We start from the raw sequence: 21460 nt of genomic DNA, 5'->3' as shown, positions 1-21460 counted from the left end.
GAGGCCGATGCGCAACCTCATCAAGGCCGCTGGACGGTTGTTCGGCTCCCCATCGCCGGAAGACGATCTGGCCAAGGGGCTGAAGGCGCACGAGCGCAAGGACTACAAGGCGGCGCTTGATGCTTGGCTGGCCGCGGCCCGTGCCGGCCATGCCGATGCCCAGTACCGTCTGGGGCGCCTGTACGACTTGGGCCAAGGTGTGGTGCGCAACGCGGTGGACGCGGTCGGCTGGTACCGGCAGGCGGCCGACCAGGGCCATGGCGAGGCCCAGGCCCGGCTGGCCGAGATTTATTATTATGGATGCGGCCAGCCCAAGGGGGTCGTGCCCACCGACGAGGCGCTGTCCGTTCTCTTCCCCAACGGCCTGAAGATCGAGCAGGATTACAAGGAAGCGCTGCGCTGGGCGCGGGCTGCCGCCGAAGGCGGGGTCGTCGGCGCCCAAGCCATGCTCGGCTACATGCACGCCTCCGGTTTCGGCATCGCCCCCGATTATGCGGAGGCGGAGCGCTGGTACCGCATCGCCGCCGAACAGGGCAACGCGGCGGCTCAACTCGGGCTTGGAACCCTGTTGGGGGGCGGCTACAGCGGAACGTCCGATCCCGTCGAGGCTCACCGCTGGTTCCTCAAGGCGGCCGAGCAGAAGAACGTCATGGCCTGCTATTACATCGGCACCCAGTATGCCGCCGGGCTGGGCGTCGAGCAGGATTACGCCGAGGCGGCGGGTTGGTTCCGCAAGGCGGCGGAGGCGGGAGCCGCGGCCGCGCAAAGGGCGCTGGGCCTGCTCTACGCGCGCGGGTTGGGCGTGCCCGCCGATCCCCACCACGCGGAAACCTGGCTGCGCAAGGCCGCGGTGCAGGGCGACGCGGAAGCCATGCTGCAGCTTGGCCACCTGAACAGCCGGGGCGGCGGGATGCAGCCCAATCTGTTCGACGCCGCGACGTGGTACCGCGCCGCGGGGGAACTTGGCCACCGCGAGGCCCAGAAGATCATTTCCCAGATGTACTTCACCGGAGCGGGCGTGCCGCGCGACGAGATGGAGGGGGCCCGTTGGCTGGAGCGGGCGGCCGGGCAGGGCGACCCCCAGGCGCAGCTGCGAATCGGCACCTTCTACGCCGAAGGGCGCGGCGTGACGCGTGATTACGATCGGGCGCTCGACTGGTTCCGCCGGGCGGCCGACCAGGGCAACACCGATGCGGTCTACAACATCGGCATGCTGCACAGCTTGGGTCTGGGCGTTCCGCGCGACCCGGTGGGCGCGATCCAGTGGTTGGAGCGCGCGGCGAGCCAGGGCAGCGTGCTGGCCCAGTTTCGCCTGGGGGCGGCGCTCGCGGCCGGCGATGGTGTCACGCAGGATTACGCCGCCGCCGCCCTGTGGTCGTCGAAGGCCGCCGAACAGGGCCATGTCGGAGCGATGGTCAATCTGGGCCGTTTCCGCATGCAGGGGCTCGGCGGGGAGCGCGACATCGCGGAAGCGATCCGCTGGCTGACCGCCGCCGCCGATCAGAGGGAGCCTGCGGCCATGACGGCGCTTGGCGAACTGTATGGCCACTGGAGCGATCGCAAGGATTTTGCGCAGGCCCGCGCCTGGCTGGAGCGGGGAGCGGCGCTCGGCGATGAGCGCGCCAAGGCGTTGCTGGAACGGCTGCCGGTTCCCCCTCCCTCCAACGCCTCCGAGCCCGAGGCCGGGGAACGGTCGCGCGCCGCCGGCGAAGGATGAGGGTGGCGCCTACAGAACCAAGGTGATGCCGCCCTGCGGGGTGGCGCGCGGGGACAAGGGCCGTGCCATGTGGCGGTGTATCTCCCCCGTCGCCGGGTGCGGCACAGGGCCAAGGTCGGCGTAACCCAGTCTGCGGTACAGGTTTAGGGCGCGTGCGTTGTGTGGCAGAACCGCCAGTTCCAACCGTGCGCCGCGCCCGGCCGCCCAACCTTCCGCCGCCCGCATCAGGGCGTGGCCCAGACCGTGGCTGCGGACGTCCGGGTGAAGTTCAATGCCCAGGGCAAGCCCGCCCGTCCCCGGCGCCGCCGGCCAATCCGGCCCGATCCGGCAATGCCCGACGAGGCGCCCGTTCCGTTCCGCTACCAGCCAGCCGCGCTCCGCCCCATCCGACCCGCGCGTGGCGAGCCAGGAGCGGATGGCCTCGGCGTCCGGCACGGCGGCGGCGGAACCGCCCTGCAGCCGGACCATGCCGGCCAGGAAGCCGCTCAGCCGCTCCACGTCGCCGTGTACAGGGTGCACGGCGCGCAGCGTCACCGGGCCAAGCACGGGGATGGCGCGGCGCGGCGCGCCGCTCAGGCGGATGCCAGGGAAATCGGGAAACCGCAGGTCCACATCATGCTCGTGCGCCGCGAACGCGGCGGGAACCGCCATGGAGAAGCCATAGCGTCCGTCCCCCTTGCCGGCCGACTGCAGGTCCCCGCGGTATCGGTCGGCGAGCGTGTCCAGCCGCAGGACGTTTCCGGAGCCGGCGTCCAGCTGGATCGACAGGCGCAGCCGCCGGGCCGGTTCGGCTGGCAGCCACGCCCATCCCGTCACCCGTGGGCCGACCTCTTCGAGAAAACCTTCGGCGCGCACGATCATGGCGCGGCGGTCTGGACGCGGCTACTCGGTCAGCAGGTTCAGCAGGTAACTCCCGTAACCGCTCTTGGCCAGCGGCCGGGCGATGCGGGCAAGCTGTTCGCCGTCGATGAAGCCCTTGCGCCAGGCGATTTCCTCCGGCGAGGCGATCTTGAGTCCCTGACGGGCCTCGATGGTCTGGACGAACTCCGCGGCCTGGAGCAGGGACTGGTGCGTGCCGGTGTCGAACCAGGCGTAGCCGCGGCCCAGCTTTTCCACCGCCAGACGCCGCTGCTCGAGATAGACATTGTTCACGTCGGTGATCTCAAGCTCGCCACGCGGCGAGGGCTGGATCGTCGCAGCGATGTCCAGGACGCTGTTGTCGTAGAAATAGAGGCCGGTGACCGCGTAGTTGGACTTCGGCTGGACCGGCTTTTCCTCGATGGCGTTGGGGCGGCCCTCGGCGTCGAAGCTGACCACGCCATAGCGTTCCGGATCGCGCACATGGTAGCCGAAGACGGTCGCGCCGTCCGTCCGGCTGGCGGCGCGGACCAGGGCCGGCTCCAGGTCATGGCCGAAGAAGATGTTGTCGCCCAGGATCAGGCAGACGCCGTCCGTGCCGACGAATTCCCGTCCGATGATGAAGGCCTGGGCCAGACCTTCGGGCCTCGGCTGCTCGGCGTAGGTGAGCGAAATGCCCCACTGGCTGCCATCGCCGAGGAGGCGCTGGAACTGCTCCTGGTCCTGCGGCGTGGTGATGATCAGGATGTCGCGGATGCCGGCCAGCATCAGCGTCGACAGCGGATAGTAGATCATCGGCTTGTCGAACACTGGCAGCAGCTGTTTGCTGGTCACCTGCGTCAGCGGATAGAGCCGCGTGCCGGACCCGCCGGCCAGAATGATGCCCTTCATGCCTTTGTCCCCACGCCCTGGGTTTCGTCGAGGATGTCGTCCAGCACCCGGTCGAGGCCGGCCATCCAGTCCGCTGGCGGAATGCCGTAGGCCTGGCCGAGACGCGCGGTGTCGAGAACGGAATTGGCGGGTCGCCGGGCCGGCGTCGGAAAATCGGCGGTCGTGATGGCGGTCACGGTCGGGCGGCGCCCGATGCGGTCGGCGGCGTGCTCGACGATGCGGTCGGCGAAGCCGTGCCAGGTGGTGGCCGGCGCTCCGCCATAATGGAAGGTACCGGGCGTCCAGCCCCCGCCGATCAGCCGCGCCTGCGCGATGGTGGCGATGGCGGCGGCGATGGCCGCCGCCGGGGTGGGGCAGCCGTGCTGGTCGGCGACGACCCGAAGCTCGTCCCGCTCACGGGCCAGCCGCAGCATGGTCTTGACGAAGTTGTGCCCGTGCGCCCCGAACACCCAGGCGGTGCGCAGGATCACATGGTCGGGCTGGGCCTCCCGCACGGCCTCCTCGCCGGCCAGCTTGCTGGCGGCGTAGACTCCCTGCGGGGCGACGGGATCCTCTTCGGTCCAGGGGGTGGACTTGCTGGCCCCGTCGAAAACATAGTCGGTGGAGATGTGGATCAGCGGCACCCCGGCGGCGGCGCAGGCGCGGGCCAGGTTGGCCGGGCCGTCGCGGTTGACCGCGAAGGCCGCATCGCGTTCGCTTTCCGCCTTGTCCACCGCGGTGTAGGCCGAGGCGTTGACGACCAGCGCCGGACCATGGGCAGCCATGGCCGCGGCCACCGCCGGCGCGTCGGTGACGTCGCCGGCCGCGCGGGTCAGCCCGACCGGGGTCAGGCCCGGTGCCCAGGCGGTGCGCAGCAGTTCGAAACCGACCTGTCCGTTGGCGCCGAAGATGAGAATGGTGCCCATGGCGGCGGCTCCGGTCACTCGGCGGTTTGGGCGGCGGTTTGGAGGGCGGCCTGGGAAGCGGCGGGAGCCACGCCGAGACGCTGGCCGGCGTAACCGGCGGACAGGCGCTCCCACCAGGCGCGGTTGCCCAGGTACCAGGCGACCGTGCGGCGGATGCCGGTCTCGAAGGTCTCGGCGGGCGTCCAGCCCAGTTCGTCCTTCAGCTTGGTGGCGTCGATCGCGTAGCGGTGGTCGTGGCCGGGCCGGTCGGTGACGTGGGTGATGAGGTTCCGCCGCGGCCCGCCGGGGAGCGGACCGGCCAGCTCGTCCACCAGATCGCAGATGGCGTGCACCACGTCGATGTTGCGGCGCTCGCTGTCGCCGCCGACGTTGTAGCTCTCGCCCAGCCGTCCGGTGGTCAGGATGGTCCACAGCGCCGAGGCGTGGTCGTCCACATACAGCCAATCGCGCACATTCAGGCCGCTGCCATAGACCGGCAGGGTCTGGCCCTGCAGCGCCTTCAGCGTCATCAGCGGGATCAGCTTCTCCGGAAACTGCCAGCAGCCGTAGTTGTTGGAGCAGTTGCTGGCCACCGTCGGCAGGCCGTAGGTCTCGTGCCAGGCGCGCACGAAATGATCGGACGCCGCCTTGCTGGCCGAATAGGGGGAATTGGGCGCGTAAGGCGTGGTCTCGGAAAAGCGCCCGTCGTCGCCCAGCGTGCCGAACACCTCGTCGGTGGAGACGTGGTGGAAGCGGAAGGCGGTCTTCGCCGCGCCCTCCAGCCCGCGCCAATAATCGAGCGAGACGCGCAGCAGGGTGACCGTGCCGACGACGTTGGTCTGCACGAAGGCCATCGGACCGTCGATGGAGCGGTCCACATGGGTTTCCGCCGCCAGATGGATGACCGCCGTGGGGCGATGATCGGCGAAGACGCGGCGCAGTTCCGCCTCGTCACAGATGTCCACCTGTTCGAAGGCGTAGCGCGGGTTTCCCGCGAAGGGAGCCAGGCTTTCGAGATCCGCGGCGTAGGTGAGCTTGTCCACGTTGACGACCGAGGCCGCCGTGTTCGCCATGACCCAGCGGATGAAGGCCGAGCCGATGAAGCCCGCACCGCCCGTCACCAATATGCGCATGCCATTCCCCCTGCTGCGCCTTTCCAGAAGGCGCCATCGAACCGTCAAGAAACCAAACGCTCACAAGATCCCGGCACCGGATGAGCGCCGGTGTCACGCAGGCCGCGTGTCGAACAGATCCGTCGCATCCGCCAGCCGCGGCGCCACCGCGTCCTTGTCCGAGACCGACGCGCCGGCCAGGGCCGGCCAGTCGATCCCGAGCGCCGGATCGTTCCAGAGAATCGCCCGCTCGCACTCCCGCGAATAAGGAGCGTCGACCTTGTAGGCGACGACGGTGTGCGGTTCCAGCGTGCAGAAGCCGTGCGCGAAGCCGGCGGGAATGAAGAGCTGTTCCAACCCATCGGCGGTCAGTTCCACCGCGATGTGCTGCCCGAAGGTCGGCGACCCGCGGCGGATGTCCACCGCGACGTCCAGGATGCGCCCGTTCAACACCCGGATCAGCTTGGTCTGCGCACAGGGGGCGAGCTGGTAATGCAGGCCGCGCACCGTGCCCGGCGTGGCGGACAGGGATTGGTTGTCCTGGACCCAGCGCCGCTCCAGGCCGTTCAGGGCGAAAGCCTGCTCATTCCAGGTTTCGACGAAATATCCCCGTGCATCGCCGAACCGCTTCGGCACGACCAGTCGGACATCGGACAGCGGGGTTGGCGTTACCTGCATAGGGAAGGATTCCATCGGTCAGAAAGCCCCGCGCAGCGAGGCTGAAGGGAGTCCAAGCGCATTGCGACGGTTGGCGAAGCGACGTGCCAGCATGGGCGGACCATCGGTTGCATCGATTGTTTCGTCAGGATGCCAGCCGTCGTCGAAAAACAAGTGGAATAGTCCGTTCTTTAGCGCAAACCCCTGTTGCATCGCAAGGGAAAGCGGGCTGAAACCCGTGCATAACTTGGGACATCATCCCCTGTGTCGATCACGCTTCGTGAACGAAGCCGTACTTCAGCAGGTGGGCGAGACTGCGCAGCAGCAGCAGGCGGCGCTCCTCCGGCACCAGGGTCAGGATGTCGGCGACCGTGCGGCCCGGCGGATCGAGAGAGTCCAGCGCCAGGACGAGGTCGGCGGCCGGAGACACGGTGCCGCCGCGCGCCGTGGAGTTCAGCGGGTCGGCGTGCAGCGCCGCCAGGGCATCGGCCACCCCCGCGCGGGCGAGGCTGCCCGCCCGCATCAGCCGCGTGGACGGGGACAGGTGGCGTGTCGGGTAGGACGCGAACATCCGCAGGGGGTCGGGGCGTAGCGGGTTGCCGTCGCGGTCGGGACGGCGCGGGGCGCGTTCCGCGGCGTGGCGGCGGATGTCGGACAACTGGCGCCAGACGTCGAGATACTGCGGGATGATCGCCTTCCAGTCGAACGTGGCGACGGCGCGGGCCCGCCCGGCCTCGCCCATGCGGCGGCGCAGCGCGGGGTCCGCGGCCAGTCGCGCGTAGGCCGCCGCCGCCGCCGTCACGTCGACGGCGCTCACCTGCGAGACGCGCCCGATGTAGAAATCATAGGTGTCCAGCCCGGCGGCGTAGCGGTCGGCGAAATCGGGTCCGGTGCCCGGCGGCGGCAGGATGGTGGGAATCCGGAACCCGTCCACCCCGTCGCGCACCGTCTCGCGATAGCCGTTCCAGTCGGTGACGACGCAGGGCAGCCCGGCCGCCATCGCCTCCACCGGGGAGATCCCGAAGGTTTCCTGCACGTTGTCCACCAGCGAGGTGAACAGGTCGGCGGCGGCCCATATCCGGGTCCGCACCTCCGGCTTCCGGCCGTCCAGGAAGATGGCGTTGACGCTGGGGCAATAACGCCTGGCCCCCTGGATGAAGGCGGCGCCGATGGCGTCGTTGCCGAACCAGCCGGCCTGGATCAGATGGAACCGCTTGCCGGTCCGCCGGGCCGCCTCCTCCAGCGCCAGATACATGGCGATCGGGTGCGCCTTGGCGTGGAAGCTGAGGCGGCCCATGAACAGCACCGCGACGTCGTCCTCGCCGATGCCCAGCGCCGCGCGCTCCGCGCCGCGGTCCGCCGGGCCGAAGCGGAAGGCGTCCGTGTCCACGCCGAGCGGGATCACCGGCAAATGGGGCATCGGGACCTCGGCGGCGCCCAGCCGGTCGCGCAGATATTCCGCGTAGGGCTCCAGAACCGCCTCCACCGAGGCGCGGGCCGCCCAGGAGGTGCAGATCACCGCGTCCCACGGCTGCACCGGCGCGGTGGCCAGGGCGCCCAGGGCATGCGGGGACTCCGAGGTCGTGTGGGTGATGCCGCACAGGCTGTAGCCGCGCTGGTCGCGGGAGCGGCGGCGCCAGGCGAACTGGTCGATGCCCGGTCCGGGCAGGAACAGACAGCCCACGCGGGCCAGCCGCGACGGTTCACCGGTCGGGTAGAGCGCCACCTCCCGTCCCGGAGCGTGGCGGGCGGCGAGATCGGCGAACAGGCGCGCCTGCTCCGGTCCGTCGGCGTGACAGGCGAAGCCGTTCAATCCGGAGTGCCGGAAGAAACCGACGAGGAAGGATTCCCCCGCCACATGGCGGCCCTTCAGGTCCGCCCGCGCGGTCTCGTAACCGTCGGGGTGGAAGTAGATGGCGGCGTTGGACACGGGCGGTCGAGGTCCTTGACGGTTGTGCGGACGCTGTTCGGGCAAGGTCGGCGGGAGAGTACCCGCCCGTCCCCGCCAGGGCAACGCGCCCGAATGTCCGTCCGCACCCCGTTCAGCCGTTCAGCCAGACCGCCAGATAATCGGTGCCGTTCACCGTGCCGGGCATCGCCGTCAGGGATCCCACGGACTTGCCGCTCAGCGTCAGGCTGGCGTCGATGTTGCCGTCGCCGTTGAGATCGATGTGGGCCGTGGCGCCCGTGAAGCCGCCGGCTCCGCCCATCTCCGTCCAGCTGATGACCGACTCTCCCGGTTGCCAGCCCCAGATGGTGACGATCTCCCCCGCCTCCAGGTCGGTCACGGTGGACCAGACCGGTTCGCCCGAGCGGGCGTCGAGGAAGAAGGTGTCATGGCCTTCGCCGCCGGTCAGGAAGTTGGACCCCGTTCCGCCGTCCAGCACGTCGTTGCCGGCGCCGCCGTCGATGGCGTCCGTGCCGCCCCGGCTGTTGATGAAGTCGTTGCCGGCGCTGCCGACGATCGCCTCGCCGTCGTCGCTGCCGATGAACTGCCATTCCAGGGTCTGGACGGGTCCGGAATAGGTCGAGGCCTCCTGGAGGATCCGCTGCCCCGATGCGCTGTTGGCCACGCCGTAGAAGGTGCTGGCCACCGTGCCGGGCGCCGCGTCCCGGCTCAGCGCCAGGGTCATGTCGCCGAAGGACAGATGCTCGATGCTGCGCAGGGTGTTCGTCCCCTCCGGGCCCTCCACCAGCACCTCGCCCGCTCCGCTGTGGCGGATGGTGTAGGACGAGGGCGCCCCCTCGAACACCGCCGTGTCGAACCCGTCGCCGCCGTCCAGCAGGTTGTTGCCGGCCCCGCCGATCAGCGTGTCGTCGCCGGCCCCCCCGTACAGGGCGTTGTCCCGTTCGTTGCCGATCAGGATGTCGTTCCCCGAGCCGCCGATGGCGTTTTCGATCCAGCAGTCGTAGGCGATGCCCAGCGTCCGGGATTCCATGTAGAAGCCGGCTCGCCAAGCCGGTCCCAGGTCGCTGTAGGAGCCGGGGCGCAGGTCGATCCGGGCGTCGCTGGTCTGGTTGGCCCAACTGATGGTGTCGTTGCCGCCGCCGTCCCAGATGGTTTCGAAGATCGCCTGCCCGGGCTCCCAGGAATAGACGGTGTCCCCGGCGTTGGTGGACGTGTTGGCGCCGTACAGATACTGGATGGCGGCGATGTCGCTGACCATGGGGGTGGTGGGGAAGCGGTCCTGCCAGTAGCCCATCTCCGGAGGCGCTCCGGGGTAGGACCGGTAGCTCATCGTGCTGTAGAGCTGGGAGTCGATGCCGGTGGGGGCGATCGGGAATGCCCCGTACTCCTCATGCAGGTGCTTCAGGCCGAAGGCGTGTCCGATCTCGTGGACGAGGGTCTGGTAGACGTAGGAGCCGGAGGCCCAGGAGAGGGACGGGTCGGCGAAGAGCGTGCCGAACCACATGTCGCCCGCCTCCGGCAGTTCCGCCACCGGCAGGACCGTGTAGGCGGTTGCCGGGGCGTTGCTGCCTCCGAAGCGGAGGTCGCCGCAGGACAGGGCGCTGTCGGCGACCTCGGTGCAGGTGATGTTCGCAACCGCCGCCCAGGTGCCTATGGCTTGGCGGATCGCCGCCTGGGCTGTTCCGGACAGGGTCCAGACGCTTCCCGGGTCCGGCGTCAGATAGCCGTCCCGATAAGCCGACAGTCCGGCGACACCGAAAGAATAGGTCAGGGAAATGCCGTTCCCAGGCTGGCTCCCTGCGCCCCATTTGTATCCGGCAAGCAATGAATCGATCTCAATGCGCCCGCTTCCGGCGATTTCGGACACGGGAAACACATAATCCGGTGTGCTCATGGCTGCCACCTTTGAATAAAAGAGGACTGTCCGCGAAAACAGCTCTTCAATTCAGAAATGGGTGGCGCTCATTCAATGAAATCGAATGAACTATCAACAAAATACGCTGATGACGTCAAAAAATTAAAGCTTACGAATATGGTTTATCATATGGATATTTTGCGGATTGCCGGGGGTTAACGCAGTCTGGCAGATGAATCCAGAGAGTTATATTTGCGGGTGCGAGCGTCCCCGTCCGGGCGTCTCTTCTGGAGACCGTGACCGAAGGGGAGTGTTCCGTCCGGGGATGCCGCGCCCCCATCCCGCCTGCGCATCCCTCTTGCGTGGCCGGCTGTTTTTGCGGCCTTGTTGGCCCGGCTCGACCGTTGGGATCAGCCCCTTGGAAGGACCGGAGAGGAACGATGGAGCGGGTGGACTGCGTGGTGGTCGGCGCCGGGGTGATCGGGCTGGCGGTGGCCCGGCGGCTGGCCGGCGCCGGGCGCGATGTGGTGGTTCTGGAAGCGGCGGACGCTATCGGCACCGTCACCAGCTCGCGCAACTCCGAGGTCATCCACGCGGGCATCTACTACCCCACGGGAAGCCTGCGGGCGCGCCTGTGCGTGGCCGGGCGCGACGCGCTCTACGCCTACTGCGAAACGCGTGGGGTGGAGCACAGGCGCATCGGCAAGCTGATCGTCGCCACCGAGGAGGCCCAGCTGCCCCGGCTGGAGGCCATTCGCGCCCAGGCCGCCGCCAATGGAGTGGACGATCTCGTGGCCCTCTCCGCCCCCCAGGCCATGGCGCTGGAGCCCAGCCTGCGCTGTGTCGGCGCGCTGCTGTCGCCATCGACCGGCATCATCGACAGCCACGGCCTGATGCTGGCCCTGCGGGGCGACGCGGAAGCGGCGGGCGCCATGCTGGCCTTCCTCAGCCCGCTGGAGCGTGCCCACCGCAGCGCGGACGGCTTCGAACTGGAGGTCGGCGGGGCGGAGCCGGTCCGCATCGCCTGCGGCACGCTGGTCAACGCCGCCGGGCTGGGCGCTTGGGGCGTCGCCCGCGGGCTGGAGGGCTTCCCGGCGGAGCATGTGCCCCCGCGGGTGCTGGCCAAGGGCAATTACTACGCGCTGGGGCAGGGACGTTCACCCTTCGCGCGCCTGGTCTATCCGGTGCCGGTGGAGGGCGGGCTGGGCGTTCACCTGACATTGGATCTGGCTGGCCAGGCCCGCTTCGGTCCGGACGTCGAGTGGCTGGCCCCCGCCGATTACGACCGCCCCGACTACCGGGTGGACCCGAAGCGGGCCGCCGGCTTTTACGGCGAGGTGCGGCGTTACTGGCCGGGCCTGCCCGACGGCGCCCTGGTGCCGGCCTATTCCGGCATCCGTCCGAAGCTGAGCGGCCGCGGGCAGCCGCAGGCCGACTTCCTGATCCAGGGGCCGGAGACGCACGGGGTTCCGGGACTGGTCAACCTGTTCGGCATGGAATCGCCGGGCCTGACCTCCTGCCTCGCCGTCGCCGACGCGGTGGCGGAGCGGCTGGTCGGCTGAGGCCGTGCCTTCGTCAGACGAAGGCGTTCTCGACCAGTTCGCACAGCATGTGGCCGGCGGCGATGTGCATTTCCTGGATGCGCGGGGTGTCGGTGGAGGGCACGCACAGGCAGACGTCGCACAGCTCCTTCATCCGCCCGCCGGCGGCGCCGGTCAGGCCGACGGTGCGCATGCCCAGCGCGCGGGCGGCCTCCAGCGCGGCGACGACGTTGCGGCTGTTGCCGCTGGTCGAGATGCCGACCAGCACGTCGCCGGCCCGGCCCAGGCCACGGACCTGCCGGGCGAACACCTCGTCGTAGGAATAGTCGTTGGCGATGGCCGTCAGGGCGGACGTGTCCACCGTCAGGGCCACCGCCGCCAGGGGCGCGCGGTCCCGCAGGTAGCGTCCGGTGAGTTCTGCCGCGAGATGCTGGGAATCGGCGGCGGACCCGCCGTTGCCGCAGAACAGCACCTTGCCGCCGCTCTTCAGCCCGTCGATCATCAGCCCGGCGGCGGCTTCGATCCGGTCGGCCTGCGCGGCGAAGGCCGCAAAGTTCCGGGACGTCTCAAGCAGGGCTTCACGGACGCGGTCGGCGGCGGAGTGGCTCATTTTCTGGTCCTGGGGTTCGGAAAGCGGACGAACCATACGACGGGGCGCCGATGGGCGCCACAGCCCTTTCCAGCTCCCCGCCTTCCGTCACAGGATGCCGAACCGCTGCCACACCGGCAGCTTCTGCGGCAGGAAATCGGCCAGCTTCGCGGCGACCAGCGAGCGCATCACTTCCGGGTCGGAGATGGGGGAACCGTCTTCGGCGAAGACGGTGCGTCCGAGCGCGCGCAGCGCGTCCGTCACGAAGCCGCCGAGCGGTTGGACGTCCACCGGCTGCCCGGCGAGAAGGCCGGCGAGGACGAGGCGTTCCAGGGTGTCCGCCCCGACGCCCAGCCCGACCGTGGGCGCGGCCAGGAAGAACAGGCTTTCGTCGACCAGCATGCGCCGGGCGATCGCCCGGTTCAGCCGCCCGGCGGCCTGGTGCGCCTCCTCCGAAGGATCCGCCAGGGGATGGGCGTGGTTGGCGGACACCAGGAGCGCCAGGAAGCGGGAGATCGTGCCGAAATCGTGCCGGCTCATCTCCGGCATCGCCTCGATCCCGCCGAGGGTCGGGGTCCCCATGGCGAGCGCGTCGAGGATCGGCAGGCCGAGCCCCACGTCATGGCGCAGTTCGCCCAGCGGCACCGGAACCGCCAGCCCGGCCTTCTCGCGCGGAACCATCAGGGTGAAGCGGAGGCGCCGGAGTTCCGCGACGGTCTCCACGGCCGGCATCCGGTCCAGGCCGCGGATGAAGATGTCGCGGCGGAACACCTGATTCATGGCGAAGTCGCGCACCGTCTCCGCCAGCGTCGGATCGGCGATCTCCGCCAGGATGGGCCGCAGTTCCGGTCGCACCGACAGATCGTCGAAATTGTGCGGGATGTTGGCGGAGCAGGCATAGCCAAGCTTCGCCCGCGCCAGATCCTGGGCCACCTGGGCGTGGCCCAGCGGTTCCCAATGGGTGTTCAGATACTCATGCGTCAGGTAGCGGCGGTCCTGCCCCGCCATCGTGGCGAGATGCTGCCCGGCGGTGGGGTTGGCGGCGAAATAGCCGGCGCCGGCCTCGTTCAGCCGGTTGACGAAACCCAGCGCCGCATCGAACTGCCGGTCGCTGCGGGCCGGGTTGGCCGCCGCATGGGCCAGCATCAGCTTCTGCAGGGGCAGAAGCGGCGCCCAGCCCGGCATGGCGTTGTAGCTGACGAAGACCAGCCCGCCGGGCTTCAGCGTCCTCTCCAGGATGTCCACCATCGCCCGGCGGTTCTCCGGGCTGACCCAACTGTAGACACCGTGCAGGACGATGAAGTCGAAGCCCTCGCCCACCTCTTCCGTCGGCAGCGCCCCGGCGGCCACCTCCTGGAAGCTCCGCTCGTGGAAGGCGACGTTGGCCAGCTCCGCCTCTTCGGCCAGCCGGCGCGCCCCGGCGACGTGAAGCGGATTGAAGTCGATGCCGGTGAAGCGGCCCTGGGGGTGGGTCGCCGCCAGGATGTTCAGGGTCATCCCCTGGCCGCAGCCCAGCTCGCAATAGCGGAAGGGCCGGTCGGTGCGCGGCGGGCGGATGCCGTTCAGCAGGCACACATAGGACAGGTAACCGGGCGACAGCTCGCGGTAGGCTCCGTGGGTGTAGGCGATGTCGGCGTTGTAGCCGTCGCTCCACGCGCTCATTTCGCGGTCCTCTCTGCGGGGTTCCGCCCGGCGATCAGGTCGTCGATCAGGGCAAGGTGGCGGGGCAGGGTGACGGTGCGGAGGTCGTAATTGTCCACCGCCGTCCGACGCGCCCGGTCGCGCAGGGTCTGCATCCGGTCGGGATGCTCGAAGACCTCGTCGATGCGGTCGGCCAGGGCGGCGCCATCGAAGAAGTCCACCAGAAGCCCGTTCTGCCGGTCGCGCAGCACCTCCTCCACCGGGATGGTCGAGGAGCCGATCAGCAGGCAGCCCGACGCCATGGCCTCCAGGAAGGACCAGGACAGCACGAAGGGATAGGTCAGGTAGACGTGGGCCGACGAGATGCGGAGCATCGACAGATAGGTGCCATAGGGAATCTTGCCCAGGAAATGCACGCGGTTGCGATCGATCCCCGCCCCGACCTCGGCCATCAGGATGTCGCGGTAGCTCCGCCCATCGGCGGCCACCTGCCCATAACTGACCTCGTCGCCGCCGACGATCAGCACATGGGCCTTGGGCCGCCGCTTCAGGATGCCCGGCAGAGCGCGCATGAAGACGTGGAAGCCGCGGTAGGGTTCGAGGTTGCGGGCGACGTAGGTGATGACCTCGTCCCTGGGCGTGAGCGTCAGGCCCGACGGCAGGCGCAGCCAGGCTTCGGGGTCCGGCCGGACGACGGTGGTGTCCACGCCCTCGTGGATCACGCTGATGCGGGACCGCATGTAGTCGGGATAGAGCGACCACTGCCAGCCGGTCGGGGTCTGGCCCCAGTCGGCGGCCTCGAAGCCCAGCGTGTTGATGACGTTCTTGGTGCGCACCCGCGGACCGTCGTTCTCGGTGACCGGCGCCGCGGGATCGAAGCCGATGTCGGCCCCGTGCAGGTGGTAGAAGAACTCGAAATAGGCGAGCAGGGGAACGTCCGGCCAGACGTCCTTCATGTACAGCGTCTCGCCCCAGCCGTTGTGCCCGATCATGATGTCGGGGCGGAATCCTTCGGCCTTCAGGCGGCGGCAGACCTCGTAGACGCTCTGCCCGTAGACGACCGCCTGCTCCAGCTCCTGGATGTAATGGTGGGTCGTCGACTTCGACGCCCGGAAGGGCTGGTAGACGGCGCGCTCCACGCCGGGGATCCGCGCCGGGCTGTCGTGCGAGATGAAAACCACCCGGTTGCCCGGCTGGGACGCCAGATGCTGCACGATGTGCTGGTACTGGCCCGGGAAGTTCTGGTGGACGAAGAGATAATTCATCGCGTGCCGCCGATTCCGCAAAGAAGGCCCGCCATACGCCGCGGACCTGGATGAGCATTGTCCGGGAGCGTCAACCCGCAGGAAATTGCAGGCCAAGCTCCTCCAGCGCCTCGGCCGGAGCGGGCGGCCGGAAGGCCTTGACCTGCAACTCGTACGCCCGGGCCCGCCGCCAGATCGCCACCGGTTCGAACCCCGCCTCCTGCAACAACCGTCCCAGCAGGTTCGGCGTGAAGCCGTTGCGGTGGGCCATGAAGCGGTTTCCCGTGGCAAGGGCCGGACCGTAGCCGTAGACGACGTCCAGCGGCCGGATCGGACCCTGCGTGGAGTCGTAGAGCGTTTCGTCCAGCCGGTCCTCGGCCACCAGCCTGGCCACCGCCTGAAGGTCGGGCACGGTCAGCAGGAGCGTGCCGCCCGGCTTCAGCACGCGCAGGAACTCCTGCAGGGCCACCGGCACCTCGTGGGGATCGAGATGCTCCAGATTGTGCGATGACCAGACCGCGTCCACCGACCCGTCGGGCACCGGGGCCATGTCCGTCATCGAGGCGACGATGTCCGGATCGACCTTCGGATCGATGTCGAGACGCAGCTCCTGCCATCCGTCCGCCGGCAGGGAGCTGCCGAGGATCGAAATGGCCCGCTGACCGCATCCGACATTGAGCACGGTCTTGATGTGCATCGGTCTGGGGTCGCTCCTGATCAGTAGGGACGCTGCTTTTCGACGAAGCGCAGCAGGATGCCTTCCAGAGCGTCGCCGATCGCGTCGGAACGGCACGGGCTGCCGTTCTGCCCGGCGGGGGAGCGGTAGCCGCTGACGAAGGCGCCCTCATAGACGCACTCGAAGCGCTCGGCCGCCGCGCCGCGCAGGCGGATCGAGAAGCCGATCAGCGGGGTGCCCAGGCCGCGGCTGCCGCACATGCCGCCGCCATTGATCCAGGGGGTCTCCCAGCCGTTCGCGGTCAGGCCCTTGTACTCCAGATCCTCCGGAGCGATGCCCTCGACCGGGGTGATCGAGAAGGCTTCGATCCACAGCCGCTGCCCGACGGCGCCGGCCCAGTTGGAATCGGTGAAGCGCAGATCGCCCTGGCGCTGGACGTGGGCCAGGATCTCGGCGCGCGGACGGACGGCGGGCGGGGCCTGCACCGGAGCGCTCTGAATGGGAGCGCTCTGAATGGGAGCGCTCTGCACGGGCGCGCCCTGAAGGGGAGTTCCTTGAACGGGAGCGTTCTGCGCCGAAGTCGCGGCTTGCTGGCTTCCCGGCGTGTCGTCGATGCGGGCGAACTGGAGCGACAGGAGCGCGTTCGGGCGGTCGACATGCTTGTAGGACGACAGGACCAGGGTCGCCGGGCCGCCCGACACCTTGATGATGATGGTGTCGCCCGGCTTGCTCAGCCAGTTGCCCGGCACGCTGCCGATCATCTCGACGCTGCTTCCGGCATGGTTGCCGGGAGACGGCGCGAGCTGGACGCTGGGCAGGGGGAACTCACCCGCCGCCGTCGCCCCGCCGCCGTTCGTGACGATCAGGGAGTAGAAGCCGGGCACCAGGGACAAGGTCTGGGCCGTTGCCTTGATCTGCATGGGTTGTTGGGCTTCTGCGGACGCAACGCTACCGATCATCGACGATCCCCCGCTGGACTGGAAAATTGAACGGTAGCCGTCCGGACCATCCGAATCCGCCACCGGAACATTTGGCCTGTAATCTGGCCGAAAGGAGAAAGGCCGCCCGATTGCTACGCCATGCGGCGTATGAGCGTCAAGAATGCCCAGGAGCGTGTCGTTGATTGTCGCAGGCTCCAGCGACGGTGGCAGCAGATGGCCGCCGCCCTGCTTGCGGATGCGTTCGGACAGCGCCCCCAGATCGAAGGCCGCCACCTCAAGCCCGGCCTTCCAGGCGGTGGACAGGGCGTAGCACCAGGTTTCCGGCGAGATCGACGGCAGGAAGGCGATGTCGGCCTGTTGCGCCCGCACCAGGCCGACCGCTTCCTCCTCCGTGAAGCGGCCGGTGACGAAGGCGTGACCCGTTTCGAACAGGGGCGGATCCTCCTCGCTGAAGCCGACAACCACGAATTCCAGAGGCAGACCGCGCGCCGCGGCGTCGCGGGCGCAGGCCAGCAGGACCTCGTAGCCCTTCTGGATGCCGACCGCGCCGATCGTGCAGACGCGCCAACGGCCGTCGCGGCTTCGCGGGGTGCGGATGGCGGGGGAGGGTGGAGGGGCGACGTCCTCCCAGGGCTGGATCTCGACGGGGCGCGGGGCGACGTGGCGCAGCAGCCGCGCCGCCACGTCGCGGGTCGGCACCGTCACCCGCCGCGCCCCGGCGACCAGGTCGCGCGTGCGGCGGCGCAGGCTGCCGACGGTCAGTTCGGGGTCCGCCCGGTCGTCCGGGTCCGCGGTGCAGCGTTCGCAGGCCGCCAGATCCGGCTCCCCGCAATAGCGCCCGTCCTTGTCCACCAGGCTGAGGCGGGGACAGATCAGGCCGTAATCATGGATGGTGAGGTCGTAGGGAACGCCGAGCCGTCCGGCCAGATCCAGCACCGCGGCGTCGTGGCCCAGCAGATGGTGGATCTCCACCGCCGTCGTTCCGGCCAGCCGCAGGGCCCCGGCCAGCTCGTCGAACTCCGCGCGGGTGCGGAACACCAGATCGCGCAGATCGGGCCGGTCCATGACATCGACCCGGCAGCGGCGCTCGGGCGGAGAGATGTCCTCCACGCCCTTTTCGTCCGCCGTCTCGCCGTCCCGCTCGTCATCCTCTTCGTCATCATCCTCGTCGTCCTCTTCATCCCCGGCGGTTTCGGGGACGAGCCGCAGGACGCGCCAGCCCTCCGCGCGCAGAGCCGCGGCCCGCTCCTCAATGAAGCGGGCGACCCCGCCGCGCCCGGCGAGAGTCACCAGCAGGACGGCGGGCTTGCGCGCGGTGTCCGCTTCCTCCGCCCAACGGGCGAGGTCGAGGCGGCGGCGCGCGGTCATCAGGGGGTCGGCGGCGATGAAGTCCTGGACCGACGCCTCGTACCCGGGGTGCAGCCGCTCCAGAAGGCGGCTGTTGCGCGCGGCCAGGATCGCCTTTTGCCGCCCGAAGGAGCGCCCGCCCACATGCGCCACGAAGACGTCGGCGGCCCCGAGGTGGCGCCAGCCCAGCCGGTGTGCGCGCAGGCAGAAGTCGTTCTCCTCGCCATAGCCGCGCCCGAACAGCCGCTCCTCGAAGGGACCGGTCTCCTCCAGACAGTCGCGCCGGATGTAGGCGCAGAAGCCGACCGCCGTCGGCAGATCCACCCGAAACCCGGCGTTCACCGTCCCGGCCAGCCGGTCGAGCGCCGCCGTTTCCGGCAGGGACGGCGGGGACGGACGGTCCGTGCCCGAGGGGTAGCTGAGGATCGTGGCGTCGTTGGACAGCGGGGTGACCGTGCCGACGTCGGGCGCCGACCAGGCCGCGGCGCGCAGCCGCGCCAGCCAGGGGCCGGCGACGAGCGTGTCGGCGTTCAGCAGCACGGCGTCGCGGTCGGGATGCAGGGCCAGCCCGCGGTTGACCGTGGCCGGAAAGCCGAGATTCCGCGGGTTGCGCAGCAGGGTGATCCGTCCTTCGCCGGCGAGCGCCGTCAGGTCGCCGACGAGATCGGCATCCGGGCTGGCGTCGTCGATGACGATGATCTCACGCGGGGTCGGGTCCTCCGCCGCGAGGACCGAGCGCAGGCAGGCCAGCGTCTCCTCCCGCCCGCGGTAGACCGGGACCACGACGTCCACGACGGGCACCGGAGGCCGCGGGAGGGCCGGGCGGGGGGGACGCGGGCCGACCGGCGTGGGGAGCCGTCCGGTTCCACCGGGGCCGGGCCAGGGCAGGGGACTGCCGGCCAGGGGCTGAGAGCCCGGCCCGGCGGTGGCGTGGAGAAGGCCCGGGGACAGGCCGGCGGCCACCGGGTCGATGAGGAAGCCGTAGCGGCCGCTCTCCACCCCTTCGGCCTGGGCGCCTTCCATGGGGCGGTCTGCCGCCACGGTCACGGAATGCCCGGCCTCGTCCTCCACCCGGACCGTCACGGACTGCGGCGGATCGCCGGGGCACCAGGCCCAGCCGGAGAGGAGCCAGGCGGATCGATCGGCGGCGCTGTCATCGCTGCCGCCGTCGAGCAGGATGCTCCCCTCGACCGCCGCATGGCGCCGGGGGTGCAGGGGCGAGCCGAGCAAGGCCTCGCCGTTCAGGGAGACGCGGAGCGGTTCCCCGTCCAACTCCGGGCCGACGGGCAGGGCAAAGCGGATCAGGCCGCTGTCGCTGTCCCTCTGGCCGTACCGCCGCAGGAACGAGGGGCGGTCCGTGGCGAGCAGCAGGCCCAGCCGGGAGGATTCGATCCGGACGCTGCCGCCCGCATCCGGCGCGTCCGCGGGCAGGGCTCCGACGATCCGCAGACCGACGTCGGCGGAAGCCCAGCCGGGGGCGCCTCCGGTCAGGACGGCGTGGTCGGCGAGATCGCCCAGCAGAGGGGCGACGCTCACCGGAAAACGGTGAAGCTGACGCACGATCAGAGGGAGGAGGCGGTCCATCGCCCCCAGCCGGGCCAAGGCCTGCCCCAGGGCGATCGCCGCGGTGGGGGCGGCGGCCTGTTCGACCGCCCCGGCCAGCAGCGGGGGGACATCGGCGGATCGATTCGCCGCGATCAGCAGGGCGGCGAGGAAGGCTTTGAGGGCGATGTCGTTCGGGGCGAACCGGGCGCTGCGCTCGGCCCAGCGCAGCGCGCCGTCAAGGTCCCCCCGCGCCAGGGCGCAGCGGGCAAGCCCGGCGGCGCCTTGGGCATGGCTGCGGCTGTGGCGCAGCAAGGAGCGCGCCGCCGCTTCCGCCTCGGCGATCGCTCCATCGGCCAACAGCTCTTCCAGACGCTGCAGGGTCCGGAGTCGCCGTTCCTGGCGTCGCATGTGGGGGGGCGGCCCGCCTGACGGACTCATGAAAGAAGGCCCTTTGCATCCGCTTGCGCCACGCTCTGCGGCTCGGCCTTCCATGCCGGAAAAGAGAAAGGGCATGAAGCGCATAAAAATGGACCTGCCGATCGCTCGGCAGGTCCACGAAACAACGCAGTGGTGCTTTTTAGACGGCGAAGTTGCTGGCGGTCAGGTTGGTGACGCCGGCGACCGTGATCTGCGTGCCGTCCGACAGCGACAGGACGGAGCTGCCGCCGGTGACCGTGACGCGCGACGCGACCTGGGCCGCGGTGAGGCCGTAGCCCTGGACCGCGATGAGGTCGGAGCCGGCCTTGAAGTCGCCGATGACGTGCTTGCCGCCGCCGAAGACGGTGCTGAACACGAAGATGTCGTTGCCGTTGCCGCCGAACAGCGTGTCGTTGCCGACGCCGCCGATGATGGTGTCGTTGCCGTCGAAGCCGCCGATGACGGCGTTGCCCGCCTTCGACGTGGAGCCGATCAGCAGATCGTTGCCCGCACCGCCGGCGATGGTGGTGTTGCCCGAGCCGCCGAAGATCGTGTTGTTGCCCGCCGCCGAAGCGATGGTGGTGTTGCCCTGGCCGCCGGCGATCAGGTTGTTGCCGCCGGTGATCAGAAGCTGGGCGTTGCCCGTGCCGGCACCGATGGTGGCGTTGCCGCCCGCCGCGAAGACGGTGTCGTTACCAGCCGCGAAGATCTGGTTGTTGCCGCCGATCGCGTGGATCTGGTTGTTGCCCGCACCGGCGGTCAGCACGTTGTTGCCGGCCGCGGCCACGACGGTGTCGGCGCCCGAGCCGCCGAAGATGGTGGCCGACGCGCCCGACACGGTGCTGGTGCCCAGGAGCTGACCGCCCGCACCGCCGATCAGGGTCTGGCCGGTGCCGGTGCCGGCCTGCAGCACGGTGCCGGCGGCGTCGTTCGCGACGAGGACGTTGTTGCTGCCCGTGCCGCCCAGCAGGGTGGCGGCGGTGTTGGTGTTCAGCACCAGCGCCGTGTTGCTCTCGCTGACCAAGCTCAGCGTCTTCGTCGGCGGCAGAGCGTCGTCGCCGATCACGAGCGACTTCGTGTCCTTGGTCGTCGCGACGAGGCTGGTGTTCTTGAGAACCGCGCCCGCCAGAGTGGAGGCGGTCGATACGCTATTGGAGATACCGCCGGTGATCGTGCTCGACGTCGTCATATTTTTGGACCCCCGCCAAAGTGTCTAAAACTTTGCGCCTTATGGCATGCCTTGCGCTCGATACCATTGGTAATCCTTTTTTGCAAGTGACGAATGGAAACATTCGATGGAATAACCACCTATGGGACATCGATCCGAACGGTGGATGTGAGTCGTCGATAATATTTCATACCTGCAATGGACGCCTGGGTTGCGCGACCCTTGTAGAAAGTTGAGGCGTCTGCCAAATCCGTACCCCCTCCGGCACAGGCGGGTGGATTTGTTCACCCTATTTAGTGAGAATGACGGCAGACCGGTTTTGCGCTACGCTTCGAGCGCTCCGGGAACGGTGTCCCGCCCCGCGGGACCGTCCAGCGTTCCCTGTTTGCAGCACCGCAGCCGCCGTGCCATTGTCCGAAGAAACATCACCCGCGGCCATGCGTATCCTGCTGCTTTCCCGCTACGGCC

15 protein-coding genes are annotated in these 21460 nt (G+C 69.4%); 2 read left to right on the top strand and 13 right to left on the bottom strand.

Annotation, left to right across the window (positions count from 1 at the left end):
• The first annotated feature begins 7 nt into the window (after positions 1-7).
• Entirely contained in the window at positions 8-1717 is a 1710-nt protein-coding gene (locus TSH58p_RS18530) for a tetratricopeptide repeat protein (protein ID WP_109067582.1), read from the top strand.
• 9 nt (positions 1718-1726) lie between these two features.
• Here the strand turns inward: TSH58p_RS18530 and TSH58p_RS18525 are convergent, their stop codons facing one another.
• From TSH58p_RS18525 to TSH58p_RS34575, 7 genes are all read right to left on the bottom strand, one after another.
• Entirely contained in the window at positions 1727-2578 is an 852-nt protein-coding gene (locus TSH58p_RS18525; protein WP_109067581.1) for a GNAT family N-acetyltransferase, read from the bottom strand.
• Positions 2579-2599: 21 nt separating this feature from the next.
• Entirely contained in the window at positions 2600-3466 is an 867-nt protein-coding gene (rfbA, locus tag TSH58p_RS18520) for a glucose-1-phosphate thymidylyltransferase RfbA (RefSeq protein WP_109067580.1), read from the bottom strand.
• Positions 3463-4371, bottom strand: coding sequence for a dTDP-4-dehydrorhamnose reductase (rfbD, locus tag TSH58p_RS18515; RefSeq protein ID WP_109067579.1), 909 nt, complete (start codon positions 4369-4371; stop codon positions 3463-3465). Before rfbD ends, rfbA begins: the two co-directional genes overlap by 4 nt.
• 14 nt (positions 4372-4385) lie before the next feature.
• Positions 4386-5483 carry a dTDP-glucose 4,6-dehydratase gene (gene rfbB, locus TSH58p_RS18510; protein ID WP_109067578.1) on the bottom strand — a complete coding sequence of 366 codons (1098 nt, stop codon included), beginning with the start codon at positions 5481-5483 and terminating at the stop codon, positions 4386-4388.
• Positions 5484-5576: 93 nt separating this feature from the next.
• Positions 5577-6140 (bottom strand): dTDP-4-dehydrorhamnose 3,5-epimerase, encoded by a 564-nt coding sequence (rfbC, locus tag TSH58p_RS18505; protein ID WP_109067577.1) that lies wholly within the window; start codon positions 6138-6140, stop codon positions 5577-5579.
• Positions 6141-6390: 250 nt separating this feature from the next.
• The gene (locus tag TSH58p_RS18500) at positions 6391-8049 is read right to left on the bottom strand and encodes a glycosyltransferase family 4 protein (protein WP_109067576.1); all 1659 of its coding nucleotides are present in this window, start codon (positions 8047-8049) and stop codon (positions 6391-6393) included.
• Between the two features lie 112 nt (positions 8050-8161).
• Positions 8162-9922, bottom strand: a complete 1761-nt coding sequence (locus TSH58p_RS34575) for a M10 family metallopeptidase (RefSeq protein WP_282183603.1) — start codon at positions 9920-9922, stop codon at positions 8162-8164.
• Positions 9923-10323: 401 nt separating this feature from the next.
• On the opposite strand from TSH58p_RS34575, the gene TSH58p_RS18490 reads away from it, so the two are divergent.
• Positions 10324-11445, top strand: a complete 1122-nt coding sequence (locus TSH58p_RS18490; RefSeq protein WP_109067575.1) for an NAD(P)/FAD-dependent oxidoreductase — start codon at positions 10324-10326, stop codon at positions 11443-11445.
• A 13-nt stretch (positions 11446-11458) separates the two neighbouring features.
• Here the strand turns inward: TSH58p_RS18490 and gmhA are convergent, their stop codons facing one another.
• From gmhA to TSH58p_RS18460, 6 genes are all read right to left on the bottom strand, one after another.
• A complete protein-coding gene (gmhA, locus tag TSH58p_RS18485) occupies positions 11459-12034 on the bottom strand; it encodes a D-sedoheptulose 7-phosphate isomerase (protein WP_109067640.1) in 576 nt (191 codons plus the stop codon).
• Between the two features lie 87 nt (positions 12035-12121).
• Positions 12122-13675, bottom strand: coding sequence for a class I SAM-dependent methyltransferase (locus tag TSH58p_RS18480; protein WP_109067574.1), 1554 nt, complete (start codon positions 13673-13675; stop codon positions 12122-12124).
• Positions 13672-14919, bottom strand: coding sequence for a glycosyltransferase family 4 protein (locus tag TSH58p_RS18475; RefSeq protein WP_109067573.1), 1248 nt, complete (start codon positions 14917-14919; stop codon positions 13672-13674). Before TSH58p_RS18475 ends, TSH58p_RS18480 begins: the two co-directional genes overlap by 4 nt.
• A gap of 70 nt (positions 14920-14989) precedes the next feature.
• Positions 14990-15595, bottom strand: a complete 606-nt coding sequence (locus TSH58p_RS18470; RefSeq protein WP_109067572.1) for a class I SAM-dependent methyltransferase — start codon at positions 15593-15595, stop codon at positions 14990-14992.
• A 20-nt stretch (positions 15596-15615) separates the two neighbouring features.
• Positions 15616-19764 carry a glycosyltransferase gene (locus TSH58p_RS18465; RefSeq protein WP_247873781.1) on the bottom strand — a complete coding sequence of 1383 codons (4149 nt, stop codon included), beginning with the start codon at positions 19762-19764 and terminating at the stop codon, positions 15616-15618.
• Between the two features lie 220 nt (positions 19765-19984).
• A complete protein-coding gene (locus TSH58p_RS18460; protein ID WP_109067570.1) occupies positions 19985-21013 on the bottom strand; it encodes a calcium-binding protein in 1029 nt (342 codons plus the stop codon).
• Between the last annotated feature and the right edge of the window lie 447 nt (positions 21014-21460).

Source organism: Azospirillum sp. TSH58 (assembly GCF_003119115.1).
GTDB lineage: Bacteria > Pseudomonadota > Alphaproteobacteria > Azospirillales > Azospirillaceae > Azospirillum.
The sequence above is the reverse complement of the archived record's forward strand: the minus strand, read 5'-3'. Positions and strand labels throughout refer to the sequence as shown.

Coding starts and splice junctions, on each gene's coding strand:
- TSH58p_RS18460 (WP_109067570.1), bottom strand. CDS start 21,013: ATGACGACGTCGAGCACGATCACCGGCGGTATCTCCAATAGCGTATCG.
- rfbC (WP_109067577.1), bottom strand. CDS start 6,140: ATGCAGGTAACGCCAACCCCGCTGTCCGATGTCCGACTGGTCGTGCCG.
- TSH58p_RS18470 (WP_109067572.1), bottom strand. CDS start 15,595: ATGCACATCAAGACCGTGCTCAATGTCGGATGCGGTCAGCGGGCCATT.
- TSH58p_RS34575 (WP_282183603.1), bottom strand. CDS start 9,922: ATGAGCACACCGGATTATGTGTTTCCCGTGTCCGAAATCGCCGGAAGC.
- rfbA (WP_109067580.1), bottom strand. CDS start 3,466: ATGAAGGGCATCATTCTGGCCGGCGGGTCCGGCACGCGGCTCTATCCG.
- TSH58p_RS18475 (WP_109067573.1), bottom strand. CDS start 14,919: ATGAATTATCTCTTCGTCCACCAGAACTTCCCGGGCCAGTACCAGCAC.
- gmhA (WP_109067640.1), bottom strand. CDS start 12,034: ATGAGCCACTCCGCCGCCGACCGCGTCCGTGAAGCCCTGCTTGAGACG.
- TSH58p_RS18490 (WP_109067575.1), top strand. CDS start 10,324: ATGGAGCGGGTGGACTGCGTGGTGGTCGGCGCCGGGGTGATCGGGCTG.
- TSH58p_RS18525 (WP_109067581.1), bottom strand. CDS start 2,578: ATGATCGTGCGCGCCGAAGGTTTTCTCGAAGAGGTCGGCCCACGGGTG.
- rfbD (WP_109067579.1), bottom strand. CDS start 4,371: ATGGGCACCATTCTCATCTTCGGCGCCAACGGACAGGTCGGTTTCGAA.
- rfbB (WP_109067578.1), bottom strand. CDS start 5,483: ATGCGCATATTGGTGACGGGCGGTGCGGGCTTCATCGGCTCGGCCTTC.
- TSH58p_RS18480 (WP_109067574.1), bottom strand. CDS start 13,675: ATGAGCGCGTGGAGCGACGGCTACAACGCCGACATCGCCTACACCCAC.
- TSH58p_RS18530 (WP_109067582.1), top strand. CDS start 8: ATGCGCAACCTCATCAAGGCCGCTGGACGGTTGTTCGGCTCCCCATCG.